This window comes from Otoolea muris (genome assembly GCF_943193115.1).
In the GTDB taxonomy this organism is placed as follows: domain Bacteria; phylum Bacillota; class Clostridia; order Lachnospirales; family Lachnospiraceae; genus Otoolea; species Otoolea muris.
In genome coordinates, this window is record NZ_CALPCY010000139.1 from 1 (window position 1) to 1,714 (window position 1,714).

At 47.8% G+C, this 1,714-nt stretch carries 3 protein-coding genes; all 3 read left to right on the plus strand.

Features of this window, described 5'->3' with window-relative positions:
- Positions 1 to 78: 78 nt before the first annotated feature.
- Positions 79 to 495, plus strand: coding sequence for a lipid II flippase MurJ (locus tag NFS31_RS26625; protein ID WP_275563935.1), 417 nt, complete (start codon positions 79 to 81; stop codon positions 493 to 495).
- Positions 492 to 1,595 carry a hypothetical protein gene (locus tag NFS31_RS26630; protein WP_251502077.1) on the plus strand — a complete coding sequence of 368 codons (1,104 nt, stop codon included), beginning with the start codon at positions 492 to 494 and terminating at the stop codon, positions 1,593 to 1,595. The genes NFS31_RS26625 and NFS31_RS26630 overlap by 4 nt, the downstream gene beginning before the upstream one ends.
- 15 nt (positions 1,596 to 1,610) lie before the next feature.
- Positions 1,611 to 1,714 (plus strand): cytidylyltransferase domain-containing protein (locus NFS31_RS28440; RefSeq protein WP_416389504.1); only part of this gene is annotated, 104 nt, incomplete at its 3' end.

The following is a 1,714-nucleotide window of genomic DNA, read 5'->3' on the forward strand; positions in this document are numbered from 1 at the left end:
ATTTTATCAGAAACATACGAAAATATGGGATTTTTTTAAAGGACTCCCCATTTTACTTCACTCCCCATAATGCCTCAAATGGGGAGCTCCCCATTTGAGACATACCAGCGCGGCGCATTTGACGGGGAATCGGTCCGTCTTACGCAGAGTGTGTTCATGATTTATGTGGCCGGTATGTTTACCGCAGCGTTCCGCGATCTGTTCCAAAACTTTTTCTTCGCGCTGAAGAACAATTTTGCCAACCTGCTTCTTGGGTGTGCGGCGCTGCTGTTTAATACCGGGCTCGATTTGCTCCTGCTCCGAAGATTCGGCCATAACGGGCTTGTATTGGCCACGATCAGCTCAACGACGCTGTGCGCCGGATACATTTTCATGTTTTTTAAATCTTTTGATTTCTGCAGCAGCGGGCGGGAGCGTTTACGGCGTCTGCCTGTATCTGCTCGGCGTGAGCGAGGCACGCGATTTTATAAACGAAGCGAGGAGAGCTTTTTATGAGAAATGAGGGGAAATCGATATTTGTCTGTTATACGCCCTTTCAGGTATTTAACGCGCTGAATCTGGTCATACACAACGTGAACGGAACAGGCGGCCATTCGGACATCTGTGTTGAGAGAAATTTCGCGCATGCAGGGGAGATAGCCGAACAGCTAAAAAAGAGCGGACTGTTCGGCAGGGTATACGAATTTTCCCTTCCTGATATAAAAAGACGTTTTCTCCACCGGGCCGCCGTTATGGCCGGAACCCTGTTTTCGGTATGGTCCATTAAAAAACTGGCCGGATCGGATTTCGACCTGCCAGGGCAGGGGTATCAGGCGCTGTATGCAAGCGTTTGGGGGCTTTTTGCGGTAAACCTGATAAACCATTACGGGATTGAAACCGTGTGCCTGTTTGAGGACGGCCTGGCAAGTTACGAGGGAAGTATGAAGAATAAGGTTTCTTTTTTATACAGAGCCGTATTTCAATTCCTGAACCTGGGATGTATGGGAGTAAAGGAACAGGCCGTGTATCTGTACCGCCCGGCCATGTATCAGGGAAAGCCATCGGAACTTGTTAAAAAGATGCCGGAGGTAAAGGAATGTGGGAAATTCATCCGGGCATGTAAGGAGATATTTGGGTATAAAGAGAATGATACCTATCAGAAGCGCCGCTTTATTTATCTGGAAATCATTATGTCAGAGGTATCCGGGTGCAGAGCTTTGCCGGAGTCGCTGTTTGTTAATGTGTTTGTTAATGTAAAACCTCTGCGCTCACGCCTGTTGGTCCGAAGGCATCCGAGAGCTTCACAAAAGCCGGAAACCGGGGTACGGATCGATACAGGGGAAAATATGTGGGAATTGGAGGCAATGGAACATATAACGGATCGCCATGTTCTGATCAGCTATTATTCAACCGCCATGTTCACGCCGAAAATGCTGTTTGACAGAGAACCGTACCTGATCTTTGCATACCATATCTGGCGCGTGAATGAGAGCGATGAGAAGACGAAAAAACTGCAGCGTATCGTTCAGTTTTTGAAAGATTCATACAGAAATCCGGAAAAGGTGATGACGCCGCACACAATTGAAGAGTATGAGGCCATTTGTATACGCATATAAACACGGGAGGAAATTATGTATTCAGGTAAAAGAATCCTGGCAGTCATTCCGGCCAGAGGGGGAAGCAAGGGGCTCCCGGACAAAAATATTCTGCCGTTATGCGGGATTCCGCTCGTCGC

Coding starts and splice junctions, on each gene's coding strand:
- NFS31_RS26625 (WP_275563935.1), top strand. CDS start 79: ATGGGGAGCTCCCCATTTGAGACATACCAGCGCGGCGCATTTGACGGG.
- NFS31_RS26630 (WP_251502077.1), top strand. CDS start 492: ATGAGAAATGAGGGGAAATCGATATTTGTCTGTTATACGCCCTTTCAG.